Genomic DNA, 14,434 nt, shown 5'->3' on the forward strand with positions numbered 1-14,434 from the left:
AATGTGGGAGCGGGCTTGCTCGCGAAAGCGGTGTAACAGTCGACATAAATGTTGAATGTTGAACCGCTTTCGCGAGCAAGCCCGCTCCCACATTTGCTTCGTGTTGGCTTTAGGCTTTTGCAGCCGCCAGAATCAGCGCTTTCATCTCAGACACCGCCGACTTGAAGCCAACAAACAGCGCATGCGCCACCAGCGCATGGCCGATGTTCAGTTCATTGATGCCTTTGATTGCCGCCACCGCTTCAACGTTGTGGTAATGCAACCCGTGCCCGGCATTGACGATCAGCCCTTGAGCCAGACCAAACGCCACGCCATCGGCCACACGCTTGAGCTCTTCAGCCACGTCAGTTGGCGTCTCGGCATCGGCGTAACGACCAGTGTGCAGCTCGATAGCAGGAGCGCCAACACGGCGGGACGCTTCAATTTGCCGCTCATCCGCGTCGATGAACAGCGACACTTCGCAGCCAATCTTCGACAAACGATCCACGGCGGCTTTGATCCGCGCTTCCTGCCCTGCCACGTCCAGGCCACCTTCAGTGGTCAGTTCCTGACGGGTTTCCGGGACCAGGCAAATGTGGGCCGGGCGGATGCGTTCGGCGAACACCATCATTTCTTCGGTGACACCCATTTCGAAGTTCATGCGGGTTTGCAACACGTCCTTGAGCAGCAGAACGTCGCGTTCCTGGATGTGCCGACGGTCTTCGCGCAAATGCACGGTGATGCCGTCAGCGCCCGCCTCTTCCGCGTCCAGTGCCGCCTTGACCGGATCCGGGTAACGAGTGCCCCGGGCCTGACGCAGGGTGGCAACGTGGTCGATGTTCACGCCAAGAAGAATGCGATTGCTGGTGGTCACGGAAGCGCTCCTGAATTGAAAGATTCGGCGCACAGCATACGGGGAGACTACGGCTTGCGAAACAGCTCACGACTTACCAACGGACGACCACCCAGGTGCACGGCCAATGCCTGACGCATCAGACGCTTGGCGGCGGACAGCGCGCCGGGCGCAGTCCAATCGGCATCGGCCATGGCCAACAGTTCGGTGCCATTGAACAGTCCGGGTTGCAGCAGATAGACCCGCTCCAGACCCGCATCCACTTGCAAACGGTAGAGACCGTCCGGGGCGATGGACTCGCCGTGGATGTCCGTGGTCAGAGCAAAGCCGTAACCGAGATCGTCGAGCAGGCGCCATTCGAAAGAACGCAACAACGGCTCCAGCGGACGGCCTTCGGCCAGTGCGAGCAAGGTGGCGGCGTAGTGATCGAATACGGCGGGGTGCGGGTCTTCGGCGGGCAGCAGGCGAATCAACAGCTCATTTAGGTAGAGGCCGCTGAACAGCGCCTCACCACTGAGCCAGGTTGAAACACCGGCGGCTTCCATCCGCCCAACGTTCTTCAATTCACCGCGCCCCCGGAACTCGACTTCCAGCGGCACGAACGGCCGCGCCAATGTCCCGGCCTTGCCCCGCGCACTGCGTAACACCGCCCGCAGCCGACCTTGCGGCGTGAGGAAATCCACCAACGCACTGTTTTCGCGGTAGGCGCGACTGTGAAGCACATAGGCGGGTTGGGGGGTGGGGGGTTGAGACATGCGGTTCGAATATCTCTGAAGGAAGAATACAGCCAGTGCAAACAGCGCTAACCAATGTGGGAGCGGGCTTGCTCGCGAAGGCGGCTTAACATTCAACATCTTCGTTGTATGTCACACCGCTTTCGCGAGCAAGCCCGCTCCCACATTCGATCTTTGTGCATCCAGGTTAAACGATTACAGGTCGCCGTAACCCAGCGAACGCAACGCGCGCTCGTCATCAGACCAGCCGCCTTTCACTTTGACCCAGAGGTTGAGCATGATCTTGGAGTCGAACAGCAGCTCCATGTCCTTGCGCGCCTCGGTGCCGATACGCTTGATGCGTTCGCCCTTGTCGCCAATGATGATTTTCTTCTGGCCGTCACGTTCAACGAGGATCAAGGCATGGATGTGCAGGGTTTTGCCCTGCTGCTTGAACTCTTCGATTTCCACGGTGATCTGGTACGGCAACTCGGCGCCCATCTGGCGCATGATTTTCTCGCGCACCAGTTCAGCGGCGAGGAAGCGGCTGCTGCGGTCGGTGATCTGGTCTTCCGGGAAGAAGTGATCGTTTTCCGGCAGGTAACCGGCAATCACACGTTCCAGCGCTTCGAGGTTGTGCCCGTGCTGGGCCGAGATCGGCATGATCTGCGCGTTCGGCAGCTGTTCCTGCAACCAGGTCAGGTGGGGCATCAGTTCAGCTTTGTCTTCGATGCGATCAGTCTTGTTCAGCGCCACGATCAGCGGGCCGGTCACGTACTGGACGCGCTCGAGGACCATCTGGTCTTCGTCGGTCCACTTGGTGCGGTCCACGACGAAGATCACCACGTCGACGTCTTTCAACGCCGCCGACGCAGTCTTGTTCATGTAGCGGTTCAGTGCTTTTTCGCCGCCTTTGTGCATGCCCGGGGTGTCGACGTAGATCGCCTGCACGGCGCCTTCAGTCTTGATGCCCAGCATGTTGTGGCGGGTGGTTTGCGGTTTGCGCGAGGTGATCGCCAGTTTCTGACCCAGGATGTGGTTCAGCAGCGTGGACTTGCCCACGTTGGGACGGCCGACGATGGCAACATAGCCACAGCGAGTTGCAGTTGAATCAGTCATTGCCATTCTCCACACCCAGGGCAATCAGTGCTGCGGCGGCCGCTACCTGTTCGGCAATACGACGACTCACACCCTGACCTCGGCTTTTTTCATTCAGTAAGGTGATTTCACATTCGACGAAGAACGTCCGGCAATGCGGCYCACCCTGGATATCCACCACTTCGTAACGTGGCAGCTCACAACCACGCGATTGCAGGAATTCCTGCAGGCGTGTTTTTGGATCTTTGTTGGTGTCGACCAATGTCAGGCCTTCGAACTCACCGGCCAGCCAGGCCAGCACGCGCTCGCGCGCCATATCCATGCCAGCATCGAGGTAGATCGCACCAATCAGCGCTTCCAGGGCATCGGCCAGAATCGACTCGCGACGAAAACCGCCGCTTTTCAATTCACCGGAGCCCAGGCGCAGGTAGTCGCCCAGATCAAAACCGCGGGCCAGCACGGCCAGGGTCTCGCCTTTCACCAGGCGCGCGCGCAAGCGCGACAACTGGCCTTCACGCGCCAGCGGGAAGCGATCGAACAGCGCCTCGCCAGCGACGAAGTTAAGGATGGCATCACCGAGGAATTCCAGACGTTCGTTGTTACGCCCGGCAAAGCTGCGGTGAGTCAGGGCCAGGACCATCAGTTCCTGATCCTTGAAGGTGTAGCCGAGCTGACGCTCGAGACGGCTTAAGGAGACGCTCACGGTTTACCCACGCTGAGTTCGTGGTTGGATTCCACCGCCATCGCCGAGAGTCGGCGCAGGCCTGGGACAATTAACGCTGTGTTCAAAAATAACGTCCTGAATATCATTGGCTTCATGCTAACGGTGCCGATTGTGTCGACTCCAGAAAAGCATTCGGCGCTGTGTTCAACAGCGCCGTGTGTGATTACTTGATCAGGCCAACCCGCGAAAAATTCGGCAGGTGACTGAGTTTAGGTTCCGGCCAGCTCATCCAGACTGCGAAGGCCTTGCCGACGATATTCTTGTCGGGAACCATGCCCAGCAGATCTTTGGGAATACTTGGATCATCCCAAAAGCGACTGTCGTTGGAGTTGTCGCGGTTGTCACCCATCATGAAGTAGTGCCCGGCCGGCACGGTCCACGAATGGTCCGGGGTCGCGCGATAGCGGCTCATTTCCTTGCGGATCATGTGCTCGGCAACACCGAGTTTTTCCTTATAGAGCTCAGCACTGCCCAAGGTGCCCGGCTCGGAGCCGACCAGTTGCTCGGCAATCGACTCGCCATTGACGAACAGACGCTTGTCAGCGGTATAACGAATCTTGTCACCCGGCAGGCCCACGACTCGCTTGATGTAATTGACGTTCGGATCGCTCGGGTAGCGGAACACCATCACATCGCCGCGCTGTGGATCACCCACTTCGATGACTTTCTTGTCGATCACCGGCAGGCGGATCCCGTAAGAAAACTTGTTCACCAAAATGAAGTCGCCAACATCCAGGGTCGGTTTCATCGAGCCGGAAGGAATCTGGAACGGTTCCACCAGGAACGAACGCAGGACCAGCACGATGAACAACACCGGGAAGAACGACTTGCCGTATTCGACCAGCAGCGGCTCTTTGTTCAGTTTCTCGACCACCACCACATCAGGCTGGCTGACGCTGCCCTGATAGGAGGCAATGGCAGCACGCCGGCGTGGCGCCAGGAAAACCAGATCGAGCAACGCCAACAGGCCGCAGACGAACACGGCGATGACCAGCAACAGCGGGAAATTTAGTGACATAGGACCTAACTATCCAACCTGAGCACTGCAAGGAAGGCTTCCTGTGGAATTTCCACGTTGCCGACTTGCTTCATGCGTTTTTTACCGGCCTTTTGCTTTTCCAGCAGCTTTTTCTTACGGCTGACGTCGCCACCGTAGCATTTGGCCAATACGTTCTTTCTGAGGGCCTTGACGGTTGTCCGCGCGACAATCTGCCCGCCAATGGCGGCCTGGATCGCGACGTCGAACATCTGCCGAGGAATCAGCTCCTTCATCTTCTCGGTCAACTGGCGACCTTTGTAGTGCGAGTTGTCGCGGTGAACGATCAGCGCCAGGGCATCGACCTTGTCACCGTTGATCAGCACGTCCAGTTTCACCAGGCTAGCCGATTGATAACGGTCGAAATGGTAATCCAGCGAAGCATAACCACGGCTGGTCGATTTCAGACGGTCGAAGAAGTCCAGGACCACTTCGTTCATCGGCAAATCGTAGGTCACTTGAACCTGGGAACCGAGGAACAACATGTCGTGCTGCACGCCACGTTTTTCGATGCACAGGGTAATGACGTTACCCAGGTGCTCCTGCGGCACAAGAATATTGGCCCGCACGATCGGCTCGCGCATGTCTTCGATCGAGGACACGTCCGGAAGCTTCGACGGGTTATCGACGTAGATCGTCTCACCGGTCTTGAGCAGCAGCTCGAAGATTACCGTCGGTGCCGTGGTGATCAGGTCCAGGTTGTACTCGCGCTCCAGGCGCTCCTGGATGATTTCCATGTGCAGCATGCCGAGGAACCCGCAACGGAAGCCGAAGCCCAGGGCGTCGGAGCTTTCCGGGGTGTACTGCAGGGACGAGTCATTGAGCGTGAGCTTTTGCAGGGCCTCACGGAAGTCTTCGAAGTCGTCGGAGCTGACCGGGAACAGACCGGCGTAGACCTGCGGCTGAATGCGTTTGAAACCCGGCAGCACGTCGACGTCTGGCGTCGAGCTCAAGGTCAGGGTGTCGCCCACTGGCGCACCATGGATGTCCTTGATGCTGGCAATGATGAAGCCCACTTCACCGGCCTTCAGGTCAACGGTTGGGGTGTGTTTCGGGTTGAATACACCGACGCTGTCCACCAGGTGGATCTTGCCGGTGGATTTGACCAGGATCTTGTCGCCTTTCTTCACACGACCGTGACGTACACGTACCAGGGAAACAACGCCCAGGTAGTTGTCGAACCATGAGTCGATGATCAACGCTTGCAGCGGATCTTCATAGTTGCCGGTCGGTGCAGGAATGGTGGCGACCAGGCGCTCGAGCACTTCGTCGACGCCCAGGCCGGTCTTGGCAGAGCACTCGACCGCGTCGGTGGCATCGATGCCGATGATTTTTTCGATTTCTTCTTTGACGCGGTCCGGATCGGCCTGTGGCAGGTCGATCTTGTTCAGGACCGGCATGACTTCCAGGCCCTGCTCGATCGCCGTGTAGCAGTTGGCAACCGACTGCGCTTCAACGCCCTGGCCGGCATCGACCACCAGCAACGCACCTTCACAGGCCGCCAGCGACCGGCTGACTTCGTAGGTGAAGTCAACGTGGCCCGGGGTGTCAATGAAGTTCAGCTGGTACTTGATGCCATCGCGAGCGGTGTAATAAAGGGTGACGCTGTGGGCCTTGATGGTGATCCCGCGTTCACGCTCCAGGTCCATGGAGTCCAGCACCTGGGCTTCCATTTCGCGCTCGGCAAGGCCGCCGCACATCTGGATGAATCGATCAGCCAGCGTCGACTTGCCATGGTCAATGTGGGCGATGATGGAGAAATTGCGGATATGACTCAAATCACTCACGGATCAACACTCAAAAAGGCTGCAGGCATAGCCCGCCGAAAAATAGCCGGGAATTGTACCTGATCCACGGCGCAAGCGTCACGTTTGCAGGTCAGACGGCAGGTACAAAAACGCCCCGGTCTTGCGACAGGGGCGTTTTGAGTGACCGACAAGGCCAGAAAAACCCTTGATCAGCCGGCCCGGCGCAACAGCAAGACACCGGCCAGGGCACAAAAACCGGCCGGAATAAGCACCGCAAACAGCGGCGAGAAACCGAACACCAGGCTCGAAGGCCCCAGCAAATCCTGGACGATACGGAAAGTGAAGCCCACCAGAACACCGGTGAACACCCGCTGACCGAGGGTTACGGAGCGCAAAGGACCAAAGATGAAGGAAATAGCCATCAGTACCAGCGCGGCAGTCACCAGAGGCTGCAACACCTTTACCCAAAACGCCAGCCAGTAGCGGCCATTGCTCAGGCCCTGGTCAGCGAGATAGTGGATGTAACTCCACAGACCGCTGATTGACAGCGACTCAGGCGCCATTACCACGGTGTCCAGCAACTGGGGGCTCAGGGCAATTTCCCAGCGCTCGACGGGGGTGACGACCACTTCGGTGCTCTTGTCATGGAACACCGTGGTCGTAACGTCGCTGAGTTGCCAGTGATCCTTGTCGAACTCGGCACGCTTGGCAAAGCTTGACGACAGCATGTGTCGCTCTTTGTCGAAGCGATAGCGAGTCACGCCATACAGTAGGCCATTGGGCTGCACGGAGTTGACGTGAATGAACTCGTCACCCTGGCGGTGCCAAAGGCCGTGTTTGGCGCTTTGCGCATCGCCACTGCCCTGAGCCAGCGAGCGATTGGCCTGCGCGGTGACTTCGGTGGCCGGCGCAACGTATTCGCCGATCAGCACCCCCACGACCATCAGGACCAGCATCGGCTTCATGACCGCCCAGACGATTCGACCGATCGACACGCCCGCGGCGCGCATGATGGTCAGCTCACTGTTGCTGGCCAGACTGCCGAGGCCAATCAGGCATCCGATCAGTGCCGCCATGGGCAACATGTCGTAAAGACGGCGCGGGGCCGTCAGCAAGACGTAACTGGACGCATCCAGCAGGGTATAGGTGTCGCTGACTTCGCTCATCTCATCGATGAAAGAGAACAGCGTGGCCAGGCCGAGAATGATCCCCAGCACCGCCAGGATTGCCAAAAATACGCTGCTACCGATGTAGCGATCGAGCTTAACCACGAGCCACCTCCAGTGCGCTGCGGCGACTCGCCATCTTCAAGCGCAACGGCTCCCAGTAAAGCAATCCGAGACCGACGACCAGGAAAATCCCGTGAACCCACCATAACCCCAAGGCAGGCGGAATCTTGCCCTTATCCAGGGCGCCGCGCGCCGCAATCAGGATGGTCAGGTAAGCCATATAAAGAAGAATCGCCGGCAGCAACTTGAGGAAACGGCCCTGGCGCGGGTTGACCCGCGACAACGGCACCGCCATCAGGGTCACGATGAACACCAGCAACGGCAAGGACAGACGCCATTGCAGCTCAGCGCGCAGGCGAGTGTCAGTGCTGTCGATCAAGGTACGGGTGCTCATTGCATCACGATCAGTCACTTCGTCGCTGACATCCGGTTTTGGCAGCAAGACTCCGTACTCGTCGTATTTGATCGCTCGGTAGTCGGCCTGCCCCGGATTACCGTCATATCGATAACCGTTGTCGAGAATCAGGTAGCGGTTGCCGTCCGGACGAATTTCCTGACGCCCCTTCTCTGCCACCAGCACGGAGATCCCGCGATCCTTCTGGTCGGAGTTGGTGTTTTTCTGCGAAATGAACACACCCGCCAGATTGACACGATCATCGGTCAGTTGCTCGGTATAGGTCACCCGAGTCCCGTCACGCAAGGCCTGGAAGCGACCCGGCTCCAGGGTATCGAACTCGGTGAGCGCATCCTGCTTGTTCAGCAGCAACTGGAACTGATTGGCACCTTGTGGCGCCAGGCCCAGGCTCAGCCAGGCCACGACCAGCGCAACCAGCGTGGCCGGAAACAGGGTTATGACAAACAAACGCTGTTGGCTCATGCCGGTTGCCGACAGCACGGTCATTTCACTTTCGAGGTACAGGCGACCGTACGCCAGCAGGATTCCGAGAAACAGGCCCAGTGGCAGGATCAGTTGCAGGAAACCCGGCAGACGGAAGCCCATGATCAGGAACAGCGACCCCGGATCCAGCAGGCCCGCAGCCGCCTGGGCAAGGTATTTGATGAAGCGACCGCTCATGATGATGACCAGCAGCACGGCGCTGACTGCGCTCAAGGTCAACAGGACTTCGCGGGACAGATATCGGAAGACGATCAAACCAGAGACTCCAGGGTTGTCAGGCTAAGGCGGCCAAACAAGCAAACGTATCAGACAGCCCGCGGGGCAGAGCTGCCGAAAAAGATGGCGCATTATCCTGTGATTGGGTGCACCTGTCACTGCGCATGCTCAAGCTGGCGGTCAATGCGCTGAAGATCGTACAACCGAGGGTTGTCAGGCGCACGAAGCGAGGTTCAAACTGCGGCCTTTATCGCGGGCCACGGCCTGCGTCTTTCTATCTATATAAGCAAGCGTCTGTGCGTCGCCGTTTTGCCCACGCACGTTGACCATTATTCAGGGACCCGGACATGGAACTGGTTGTAAAAAGCGTTAGCCCAGAAACGTTGAAAACCGCCACTCTGGTCGTCGCCGTCGGCGAAGGCCGCAAGCTCGGCGCCGTGGCCAAACAACTGGACGAACTGAGTGGCGGCGCCATCAGTGCAGTGCTCAAGCGCGGCGACCTCGCCGGCAAGGTTGGCCAGAGTCTGTTGCTGCATAGCTTGCCGAACCTCAAGGCTGAACGCGTTCTGCTGGTAGGTGTGGGCAAGGACGAAGAGCTCGGCGACCGTCCTTTCCGCAAAATCATTTCCGGCGTATTCAACACCCTCAAAGGCCTTGGCGGCAGCGATGCCGTTCTGGCGCTGGATGAAGTCGTGGTCAAAGGCCGCGACAGCTATGGCAAAACCCGCCTGCTGGCAGAATCCCTGGTGGACGGCGAATACACCTTCGACCAGTTCAAGAGCCAGAAAGCCGAACCTCGCGCCCTGAAGAAAATCACCCTGCTGACCATCAAGGCTGCACAGGCTGAAGTCGAGCGCGCCGTTACCCACGCCACCGCTATAGCCAACGGCATGGCCTTTACCCGCAACCTGGGCAACCTGCCGCCGAACATCTGCCACCCGACGTTCCTCGGCGAACAAGCGAAGAACCTCGGTAAAGAATTCAAAGCCCTGAAAGTCGAAGTCCTTGACGAAAAGAAGATCAAGGATCTGGGCATGGGCTCGTTCTACGCCGTAGGCCAGGGCAGCGCCCAACCGCCGCGCCTGATCGTCATGCAATACAACGGCGGCAAGAAATCCGAGAAGCCGTACGCGCTGGTCGGCAAAGGCATCACCTTTGACACTGGCGGAATCAGCCTGAAACCGGGCGCCGGCATGGATGAAATGAAGTACGACATGGGCGGCGCCGCCAGCGTTTTTGGCACCCTGCGTGCCGTGCTTGAGCTGAACCTGCCGATCAACCTGGTGTGCATCCTGGCTTGCGCCGAGAACATGCCGAGCGGCAACGCTTCGCGCCCGGGCGACATCGTCACCACCATGAGCGGCCAGACCGTGGAGATCCTCAACACCGACGCCGAAGGCCGTCTGGTGCTGTGTGATGCCCTAACCTACTCCGAGCGCTTCAAGCCGCAAGCCGTGATTGACATCGCAACCCTGACCGGCGCTTGCGTCGTAGCCCTGGGCTCCCACACTTCGGGTCTGCTGGGCAACAACGACGAACTGATCGGCCAACTGCTGAGCGCCGGCCAAACGGCTGACGACCGTGCCTGGCAATTGCCGCTGTTCGACGAATACCAGGAGCAACTGGACAGCCCGTTTGCCGACATCGCCAACATTGGCGGCCCGAAAGCCGGCACCATCACCGCCGCCTGCTTCCTGTCGCGCTTCACCAAGAACCTCAACTGGGCGCACCTGGACATCGCCGGTACCGCATGGACCAGCGGCGGCAAGGACAAGGGCGCCACTGGCCGTCCGGTTCCATTGCTGACCCAATACCTGCTGGACCGCGCAAAAGCCTGAAACCGTTGACCAGGGCCGGCGTCACTCTCGGGTGACGTCATTCCTGGCTCAGGAACCGCAATGACCAAAGTCGACTTCTATATCCTGCCCAGCGCCGATCCGTCGGCACGGCTGGATTTCGCCTGCAAGCTCACCGAAAAAGCCTGGCGCATGGGGCACCGCATCTACCTGCATTGCAGCGATGCCGCCCAGCGTGAAGATCTCGATGCCCGTTTGTGGGCCTTCAAGGGCGAAAGCTTCGTGCCTCATGGTCCTGCCGAAAGCGAACCGGATGGTCTGATCGTTCTGGGGCTTGGCGATGACTGCGGTCAGCACCAGGATTTGCTGGTCAATCTCGACCTGAAAGTCCCGGCATTCGCCAACAAGTTCGCCCGCGTGGCGGAAGTGGTGGTGGAAGATCCGACGATTCGTGCGGCTGCGCGGGAGAGTTTCCGTTTCTACCGCGAACAGGGCTATCCTCTGCAAGACCACCGTTTACAGCGACTCTGAGCATTCCAATGGACACTCCGAAACCGCAGCAAAAGTCCGCGCTCTTACTGGACGACCTCGAGTCGATCCGCCAACTGCTCGGCGATGACAACCTGCAACCACCGCTGCTGACCGACACGGTCGTTGACGGTGATCAGGAACAGATTCCCATGTTGTTAGAGGCTGTCGGCAATGTGCAGCAGCCGGTCGAACCGACTCCGCCACCCGCCCCCGCCCCGCAAACTTCGCCGGAACCCGGCAAAGGACCCGACGCCTTGCTGCATCTGGACAACGAACTGCGCGCTGCCGCGCTGTTGATCATGCAAGACGTGATCGATGACTTCGCTCCGCACATTGAAACCGAGATCAAGCGCCGGCTTGATGCGCGGATGGAACGGCTGCTCGCCGCAGCTACAAGCGGCAAGCTTTAAGCTGCAAGCAAAAGCAAAAGCCAAGCCAGCCGCACCCTTCTTGCAGCTTGTGCCTTGTAGCTTGCCGCTGCCCCCGAGGCTATACTTGCCGGCTTTTCCTGAATAAATGCCAATAGGGTCCCGCCGCGCATGGATAAGACCTACCAGCCGCACGCCATTGAAACTTCCTGGTACAACACCTGGGAGTCAGAGAATTACTTCGCCCCGCAAGGCGCGGGCGAGTCCTACACCATCATGATCCCGCCGCCGAACGTCACCGGCAGCCTGCACATGGGTCACGGTTTCAACAACGCGATCATGGACGCCCTGATCCGTTTCCGCCGCATGCAGGGTCGCAACACCCTGTGGCAGCCGGGTACCGACCACGCCGGTATCGCCACGCAAATGCTGGTGGAGCGTCAACTCGAAGCCAAAGGCCAGAGCCGCCACGACCTGGGTCGCGAGAAATTCCTTGAGAAGATCTGGGAATGGAAAGATGAATCCGGCGGCAACATCAGCCGTCAGATCCGTCGCCTCGGCTCGTCCGTAGACTGGAGCCGTGAGCGCTTCACCATGGATGACGGCCTCTCGGAATCCGTGAAAGAAGCCTTCGTGCGCCTGCACGAAGACGGCCTGATCTACCGCGGCAAGCGTCTGGTCAACTGGGACACCAAGCTGCACACGGCGATTTCCGACCTCGAAGTGGAAAACCACGACGAGAAGGGTTTCCTGTGGAACCTCAAGTACCCGCTGGCCGACGGCGTAAAAACCGCGGAAGGCATTGACTACCTGATCGTCGCGACCACTCGCCCGGAAACCATGCTCGGCGACGCCGCCGTGGCCGTTAACCCGAACGACGAACGCTACAAAGCCCTGATCGGCAAATTTGTCGAGCTGCCGCTGGTCGGCCGCCGCATCCCGATCATCGCCGACGATTACTGCGACCCTGAATTCGGCACCGGCTGCGTGAAAATCACCCCGGCCCACGATTTCAACGACTACGAAGTCGGCAAGCGCCACAACCTGCCGCTGCTGAACATCTTCGACAAGAATGCGGTCGTGCTGCCAGCCTGCCAGGTGTTCAACCTCGACGGCACGCTGAACGAAAGCATCGACGGCAAGATCCCGGCCGATTACGCCGGCCTCGAACGTTTCGAAGCCCGCAAGCAAATTGTTGCTGCATTCGACGCCGCCGGCCTGCTGGTCAGCGTCAACGATCACGCGCTGAAAGTGCCGAAAGGCGACCGCTCCGGCACGATCATCGAGCCGTGGCTGACCGACCAGTGGTACGTGTCGACCAAACCATTGGCCGAGCCTGCGATCGCTGCTGTTGAAGACGGCCGCATCCAGTTCGTGCCCAAGCAATACGAAAACATGTACTTCTCGTGGATGCGCGACATCCAGGATTGGTGCATCAGCCGTCAGCTGTGGTGGGGCCACCGGATTCCGGCCTGGTACGACGAATCAGGCAAAGTCTACGTCGGTCGCGACGAAGCCGAAGTGCGTGCCAAGAACAACCTCGGCCCGGACGTTGCGCTGCAGCAGGACAACGACGTTCTCGACACCTGGTTCAGTTCGGGCCTGTGGACCTTCTCCACGCTGGGCTGGCCTGAGCAGACCGAGTTCCTGAAGAAATTCCACTCCACCGACGTACTGGTGACTGGCTTCGACATCATTTTCTTCTGGGTTGCCCGGATGATCATGCTCACCATGCACTTGGTGAAAAACGAAGACGGCACGCCGCAGGTTCCGTTCAAGACCGTTTATGTTCACGGTCTGGTCCGCGACGGCCAGGGCCAGAAGATGTCCAAGTCCAAGGGCAACGTCCTGGACCCGCTGGACATCATCGACGGTATCGAACTGGAAGAACTGGTGCAGAAACGCACTTCCGGCCTGATGCAGCCGAAACTGGCGAAGAAGATCGAGAAGCAGACCCGCGACGAGTTCGCCGACGGCATCGCCAGCTATGGCACCGACGCCCTGCGTTTCACCTTCTGCTCGTTGGCGTCCACCGGTCGCGACATCAAGTTCGACATGGGCCGCGTCGAAGGCTATCGCAACTTCTGCAACAAGATCTGGAACGCCGCGCGTTATGTTCTGGACAAGGGCGAAGACTGTGGCCAGAACGGCGAAGCCTACGAGCTGTCCCTTGCCGATCGCTGGATCATCTCGCAGCTGCAACGCACCGAAGCCGAAGTGACCCGTCAGCTCGACCAGTTCCGTTTCGACCTGGCGGCACAAGCCTTGTACGAGTTCATCTGGAACCAGTATTGCGACTGGTACCTGGAACTGTCCAAGCCTGTGCTGTGGGACGAAAACGCGCCGGTCGAACGTCAGCGCGGCACACGCCGTACGCTGGTTCGCGTACTGGAAGTGGCGTTGCGTCTGGCGCACCCGTTCATGCCGTTCATCACCGAGGAAATCTGGCAGCGCATCGCGCCGCTGGCCGGTATCGAAGGCAAGACGATCATGCTGCAACCTTGGCCAGTGGCCAATGAAGCGCGCATCGATCAGGGTGCCGAAGACGACATCGAATGGCTCAAGGGCCTGATGCTCGGCACGCGTAACATCCGTGGCGAAATGAACATCGGTCCGGGCAAGCCGCTGAACCTGTTCCTGAAAAACGTCAGCGCCGAAGACCAGCGTCGTCTCACCGAGAACGAACCTCTGCTGAAGAAGCTGGCTCGCCTCGAATCGATCACTGTATTGGCTGCCGGCGAAGAAGCACCGCTGTCCGCCACCGCACTGGTTGGCGAGATGGAAGTGCTGGTGCCGATGGCCGGCCTGATCGACAAGGACGCCGAGCTGGCGCGCCTGGACAAGGAAATCCTGCGCTTGCAGGGTGAAGTTCAGCGCGTCGGTGGCAAGCTGTCCAACGCTGGTTTCGTGGACAAGGCTCCGGCTGAAGTCATCGAGAAGGAACGCTCCAAACTGGCTGAAGCCGAACAGGCTTTGGGCAAGCTGGCCGAGCAGCATGCGCGGATTGCCAGCCTGTAACGGCGAACCGCAATGAAAAAGGGAGGCCCGCAACGGCCTAATGCCAGTCAGTTAAGCTGACTGGCATTTTTCTTTCTGATCGGATACTTCGGGGATTTGAGCCTGATAGCCCGGGGGTAGATGCGCTCCTCTCGCCGATGAGGCAGGACGTAATGCATGGCTGAAGCATGCAGCTCAGCCAGGTATTTGGGGATGTTCCCGGAACGGTCGGCGGAGACGCTATTGAT

General features: G+C 59.2%; 12 protein-coding genes and 1 pseudogene. 4 read left to right on the forward strand and 9 right to left on the reverse strand.

The genetic code is table 11. The features are described 5' to 3' along the window. Positions 1–109 precede the first annotated feature (109 nt). The 8 genes from pdxJ to lptF form a co-directional block, all read right to left on the reverse strand. The gene (pdxJ, locus tag AC1DSG_RS18435; protein ID WP_219095821.1) at positions 110–853 is read right to left on the reverse strand and encodes a pyridoxine 5'-phosphate synthase; all 744 of its coding nucleotides are present in this window, start codon (positions 851–853) and stop codon (positions 110–112) included. Between the two features lie 47 nt (positions 854–900). Then, positions 901–1,587, reverse strand: a complete 687-nt coding sequence (gene recO / locus AC1DSG_RS18440) for a DNA repair protein RecO (RefSeq protein WP_477792161.1) — start codon at positions 1,585–1,587, stop codon at positions 901–903. Positions 1,588–1,761: 174 nt separating this feature from the next. Continuing rightward, complete coding sequence (gene era / locus AC1DSG_RS18445; RefSeq protein WP_007944847.1) at positions 1,762–2,664, reverse strand: GTPase Era; 903 nt, start codon at positions 2,662–2,664, stop codon at positions 1,762–1,764. Then, positions 2,657–3,346, reverse strand: coding sequence for a ribonuclease III (gene rnc / locus AC1DSG_RS18450; protein WP_477792162.1), 690 nt, complete (start codon positions 3,344–3,346; stop codon positions 2,657–2,659). The genes era and rnc overlap by 8 nt, the downstream gene beginning before the upstream one ends. Before the next feature lie 184 nt (positions 3,347–3,530). Continuing rightward, a complete protein-coding gene (lepB, locus tag AC1DSG_RS18455; RefSeq protein WP_477792163.1) occupies positions 3,531–4,385 on the reverse strand; it encodes a signal peptidase I in 855 nt (284 codons plus the stop codon). A 5-nt stretch (positions 4,386–4,390) separates the two neighbouring features. Further along, positions 4,391–6,190: a translation elongation factor 4 gene (lepA, locus tag AC1DSG_RS18460; protein WP_477792164.1), complete on the reverse strand. Its 1,800-nt coding sequence runs from the start codon at positions 6,188–6,190 to the stop codon at positions 4,391–4,393. 170 nt (positions 6,191–6,360) lie between these two features. Next, positions 6,361–7,422, reverse strand: a complete 1,062-nt coding sequence (lptG, locus tag AC1DSG_RS18465) for an LPS export ABC transporter permease LptG (RefSeq protein WP_477792165.1) — start codon at positions 7,420–7,422, stop codon at positions 6,361–6,363. Then, positions 7,415–8,533: an LPS export ABC transporter permease LptF gene (gene lptF / locus AC1DSG_RS18470; protein ID WP_477792166.1), complete on the reverse strand. Its 1,119-nt coding sequence runs from the start codon at positions 8,531–8,533 to the stop codon at positions 7,415–7,417. Before lptF ends, lptG begins: the two co-directional genes overlap by 8 nt. Positions 8,534–8,841: 308 nt before the next feature. Between lptF and AC1DSG_RS18475 the strand changes: the two genes are divergently transcribed. From AC1DSG_RS18475 to AC1DSG_RS18490, 4 genes are all read left to right on the forward strand, one after another. Next, positions 8,842–10,332, forward strand: a complete 1,491-nt coding sequence (locus AC1DSG_RS18475) for a leucyl aminopeptidase (protein WP_477792167.1) — start codon at positions 8,842–8,844, stop codon at positions 10,330–10,332. 60 nt (positions 10,333–10,392) lie between these two features. After that, positions 10,393–10,821, forward strand: coding sequence for a DNA polymerase III subunit chi (locus tag AC1DSG_RS18480; protein WP_477792168.1), 429 nt, complete (start codon positions 10,393–10,395; stop codon positions 10,819–10,821). Between the two features lie 8 nt (positions 10,822–10,829). Next, a complete protein-coding gene (locus AC1DSG_RS18485; protein WP_477792169.1) occupies positions 10,830–11,231 on the forward strand; it encodes a DNA polymerase III subunit chi in 402 nt (133 codons plus the stop codon). Between the two features lie 129 nt (positions 11,232–11,360). Next, positions 11,361–14,207 carry a valine--tRNA ligase gene (locus tag AC1DSG_RS18490; RefSeq protein WP_477792170.1) on the forward strand — a complete coding sequence of 949 codons (2,847 nt, stop codon included), beginning with the start codon at positions 11,361–11,363 and terminating at the stop codon, positions 14,205–14,207. A gap of 47 nt (positions 14,208–14,254) precedes the next feature. Here the strand turns inward: AC1DSG_RS18490 and AC1DSG_RS18495 are convergent. Continuing rightward, positions 14,255–14,434: pseudogene (locus AC1DSG_RS18495) on the reverse strand (IS4 family transposase); the annotation flags it as partial.

Source organism: Pseudomonas sp. P5_A12 (genome assembly GCF_056400685.1).

What these genes read in the sequence shown, in the direction of transcription:
- era (WP_007944847.1), bottom strand. Translation starts at nt 2,664, where the DNA reads ATGACTGATTCAACTGCAACTCGCTGTGGCTATGTTGCCATCGTCGGC.
- lepB (WP_477792163.1), bottom strand. Translation starts at nt 4,385, where the DNA reads ATGTCACTAAATTTCCCGCTGTTGCTGGTCATCGCCGTGTTCGTCTGC.
- AC1DSG_RS18480 (WP_477792168.1), top strand. Translation starts at nt 10,393, where the DNA reads ATGACCAAAGTCGACTTCTATATCCTGCCCAGCGCCGATCCGTCGGCA.
- AC1DSG_RS18490 (WP_477792170.1), top strand. Translation starts at nt 11,361, where the DNA reads ATGGATAAGACCTACCAGCCGCACGCCATTGAAACTTCCTGGTACAAC.
- recO (WP_477792161.1), bottom strand. Translation starts at nt 1,587, where the DNA reads ATGTCTCAACCCCCCACCCCCCAACCCGCCTATGTGCTTCACAGTCGC.
- AC1DSG_RS18485 (WP_477792169.1), top strand. Translation starts at nt 10,830, where the DNA reads ATGGACACTCCGAAACCGCAGCAAAAGTCCGCGCTCTTACTGGACGAC.
- AC1DSG_RS18475 (WP_477792167.1), top strand. Translation starts at nt 8,842, where the DNA reads ATGGAACTGGTTGTAAAAAGCGTTAGCCCAGAAACGTTGAAAACCGCC.